The following is a 3,495-nucleotide window of genomic DNA, read 5'->3' on the forward strand; positions in this document are numbered from 1 at the left end:
ACGCGGTCTTCCTCACCGGCCTCGTCGAGGGCACGCTGCCGATCATCTACGCGGAGAAGAGCCCCGACCAGATCGAGGAGGAGCGCCGGCTGCTCTACGTCGGGGTGACGCGGGCGCGCGAGTTCCTGACGCTGTCGTGGGCGCTGGCGCGGTCGCCGGGGGGACGCAAGGGACGGCGCCGTTCCCGCTTCCTCGACGGCCTGGCGCCGCAGAGCGCCGGGCCGCCGCGGGTCGACCGTTCCGCGCGGCGTCCGGTGTCCTCCGGCCCTCAGCCGTGCCGGGTCTGCGGACGCCCGCTGACCGCGGCGATCGAGCGTAAGCTCGGCCGCTGCGAGAGCTGCCCCACCGACTTCGACGAGGCTCTCCTCGACCGCATGAAGCACTGGCGCGTTCTGGTCTCCAAGCGCCAGAAGGTCCCCGCGTACGTCGTGTTCACCGACGCCACCCTGCAGGCGATCGCCGAGCGCGCCCCGCTGTCGGAGGCGGACCTGGCGGCCATCCCGGGTGTCGGCGCGGTCAAGCTCGACCGCTACGGCTCCGACGTGCTGGCGCTGTGCCGAGGTGAGGAGCCCGCCGCGGACCTGGTTGACTGATGACCCGGTCGAACAAGTAGGGATCGCCATGAACGCCGCACTGAAGGAGCTGCTCGACCTGCTCGACCTGGAGCAGATCGAGATGAACATCTTCCGTGGCCGCAGCCCCGAAGAACGCCAGCAGCGGGTCTTCGGCGGCCAGGTGGCCGGTCAGGCGCTGGTCGCCGCCGGCCGTACGGTGCCCTCCGACCGGCATGTCCACTCGCTGCACGCCTACTTCATCCGGCCCGGCGACCCGAGCGTGCCGCTCGTCTACACGGTCGACCGCGTCCGCGACGGCCGTTCGTTCACCACCCGCCGCGTCTCCGCCGTCCAGCACGGCAAGGTGATCTTCACTCTGTCGGCGTCGTTCCAGGTGATCGAGGAGGGCATGTCCCACCAGGCGCCGATGCCCGAGGTGCCCGGCCCGGAGACGCTGCCGACGTTCCGCGAGCGGATGGAGGTCGTCTTCGGCCCGCAGGAGAACGACTTCTTCCGCCGCCGCCCCGTCGACCTGCGGCACATCACGCCGCTCACCTGGGAGGCCGCCCGCGACCCGTCGCTGAGCGGCCCGGAGTCGAAGGTCTGGCTGCGCTTCGACGGCGAACTGCCCGAGGACCCGCTGCTGCACGTGTGCCTGATGACGTACGCCTCGGACATGACGCTCCTCGACACGGTCCTGCTCAACCACGCCCGCGCCTGGGGCGACAACAAGACCATGGGCGCGAGCCTGGACCACGCCATGTGGTTCCACCGCCCGTTCCGCGCCGACCGGTGGCTGCTGTACGCCCAGGACACCCCGAACGCCGCCGGCGGTCGCGGCCTGGCCCGGGGCCAGGTGTTCACCCAGGAGGGCGAGCTGGTCGTCTCGGTCGTCCAGGAAGGCCTGATCAGGACCACCGGATGAGCGAACGTGAGTGAATCGCCGGCCACTCCTCCGGCGGAGGAGGGCCCATGAGCGTCACCCGGGTCGGTACGCGCAACGCGCGGTTCCAGCAGTGGCACGCGCTGCTCGCCAACCGGGCCAAGCGGAACCGGTCGGGGGAGTTCCTCGTGCAGGGGGTCCGGCCGATCACCATCGCGGCCGAGCGCGGCTGGCCGATCCGCAGCCTCATCCACCCCGGCGGGCGGCGGCTGTCCTCCTGGGCCGAGGGCGTGCTGCGCGACACCGGGGCCGAACGCGTCGAGATGGAGCCCGCCCTGCTGGCCGAGCTGGCCGGCAAGGACGACGCCGAGCTGGTCGCGGTCGCCGCCCTGCCGCCCGACGATTTGAGCCGGATCACTCCCGGCGGCCCGGTCATCGTCTTCGACCGGCCCAGCGACCCGGGCAACATCGGCACCGTCATTCGCTCCGCCGACGCGTTCGGCGCCTCCGGGGTGATCGTGACCGGGCACGCCGCCGACGTCTACGACCCCAAGGCGGTGCGCGCCAGCACGGGGTCGCTGTTCGCGGTCCCCGTCGTACGCGTGTCCTCGCCGGGAGAGGCCGCCGGCTGGGCCCACGCCGCGGACGTCCGCATCATCGGCACCGATGAGACCGGAACCCACGACGTCGCGCGGCACGACCTCGGCAGGCCGGTCCTCATCGTGATCGGGAACGAGACCCGCGGGATGAGCGCCGCGTGGCTCGCGGCCTGCGATGAGGTGGTGCGGATCCCGATCGGCGGAGCGGCCAGCTCGCTCAACGCCGCGTCCGCCGCGACCGTGGTCCTGTACGAGGCCGCGAGGCAACGAAAAGAAAAATAAGAAATCGCAGGTGAAAAATACGTTGCCCGCATCGGGGCAGCGATCGTACGCTTCTCGCGAGCACATGACGGGCTCCCTCCTATCGGAGGGCCCGCGGACGTAGAAGGGCGGTGGCAGTCGCGTGAGTAACCACTCCGGCACTCAAGGCTGGGCCGCCGCATGCCCGCGTCCGTCCGTGCTGTTCTCGCGCGGCGCCTCCTCGCCGGCCTATGCGTCCCCCGAAGCCGGGCGCGTGCGGCGCGATGGCGTGGAGAAGCGAGTGGAGAAGCACGTCTTCACGACGCTCGGCGCCGTCCAGCTGACCGCCCAGGCCAAGGATGCGGCCATCCGTATGCCGCTGGGTCCGCCACCCTGGAGACCACCAGAGTGAAAGCTCTGAGCAGGCCTCCAGGCCGCGGATCCCGACCCCGGGAACCGCGGCCTTTTTGTTTCGGCCACACCGAACCAACGAGAGATCAGATCAAGAAAGGGGTGGAGACCTTGGGCCTCGCGCTCACTGCGATCAGCGAGAACCTCGATCTTCCCTGCCGGAAGGAGCCCGAGCTCTTCTTCGCCGAGTCGCCCCAGGACGTCGAGCTGGCCAAGGCGCTGTGCGCCGAGTGCCCGATCCGGCGTGCCTGCCTCGCCGGCGCCCTCGAGCGCCGGGAGCCCTGGGGTGTCTGGGGTGGAGAGCTGTTCATCCGCGGAGTCGTCGTCCCCCGGAAGCGGCCGCGTGGGCGTCCGCGCAAGAACGCCGAGGTGGCGGCATGACGCGCCGACCGACCGAGACCGCACGCACCGAGAAAGAGCAGAAGATGAGCTTGCTCAGCATTGAACTGTCCCAGGAACGAATACGCGAGGCCGAGCGCGACGCGGCGCGTCGGCGCGGCATCGCCGAGGCCCGGGCCGCACGCCGGGCCCGCCGCGACGCCGCGCAGACCGTCGCCCGCGTTCGGCGCCTGCTGATCGCGCGCTGACGGCCTCCCCCTGAGAGCCCGTCTGCGCCTTCCAGAGGACGAAGGGACCCCCGGCATCCTCGGGTTCTAGCGGTCCCCGCAACACCTTGGATTTCAAGGAGTTGCGGGGACCGTGGTTTCTGGGGAGTTGCGGGCGAGGTTCTTGGAGGCTTTGGATCGGGAGGCGGGCAGCATCTCGGGTGCTGCTCGTGCTGTCGGGGTGAGCCGGGCGACGGCGTTCG

Annotated in this window: 6 protein-coding genes; all 6 read left to right on the plus strand. The window is 71.0% G+C overall.

The annotated features are described in order from the left end of the window. Positions 1 to 593 (plus strand): HRDC domain-containing protein (locus ACFFNX_RS45300; RefSeq protein WP_378212491.1); only part of this gene is annotated, 593 nt, incomplete at its 5' end. Between the two features lie 28 nt (positions 594 to 621). Next, entirely contained in the window at positions 622 to 1,479 is an 858-nt protein-coding gene (tesB, locus tag ACFFNX_RS45305) for an acyl-CoA thioesterase II (RefSeq protein WP_378212492.1), read from the plus strand. Positions 1,480 to 1,526: 47 nt separating this feature from the next. Beyond that, entirely contained in the window at positions 1,527 to 2,318 is a 792-nt protein-coding gene (locus ACFFNX_RS45310; protein WP_378212493.1) for a TrmH family RNA methyltransferase, read from the plus strand. Between the two features lie 175 nt (positions 2,319 to 2,493). After that, positions 2,494 to 2,688, plus strand: coding sequence for a hypothetical protein (locus ACFFNX_RS45315; protein ID WP_378212494.1), 195 nt, complete (start codon positions 2,494 to 2,496; stop codon positions 2,686 to 2,688). Positions 2,689 to 2,798: 110 nt separating this feature from the next. Continuing rightward, on the plus strand, positions 2,799 to 3,068 hold the full coding sequence (locus ACFFNX_RS45320) for a WhiB family transcriptional regulator (protein ID WP_329262989.1): 270 nt from the start codon (positions 2,799 to 2,801) through the stop codon (positions 3,066 to 3,068). Next, entirely contained in the window at positions 3,065 to 3,274 is a 210-nt protein-coding gene (locus ACFFNX_RS45325) for a hypothetical protein (RefSeq protein ID WP_378212495.1), read from the plus strand. The genes ACFFNX_RS45320 and ACFFNX_RS45325 overlap by 4 nt, the downstream gene beginning before the upstream one ends. Positions 3,275 to 3,495 lie beyond the last annotated feature (221 nt).

This window comes from Actinoallomurus acaciae (genome assembly GCF_042429965.1).
Classification (GTDB): Bacteria; Actinomycetota; Actinomycetes; order Streptosporangiales; family Streptosporangiaceae; genus Actinoallomurus; species Actinoallomurus acaciae.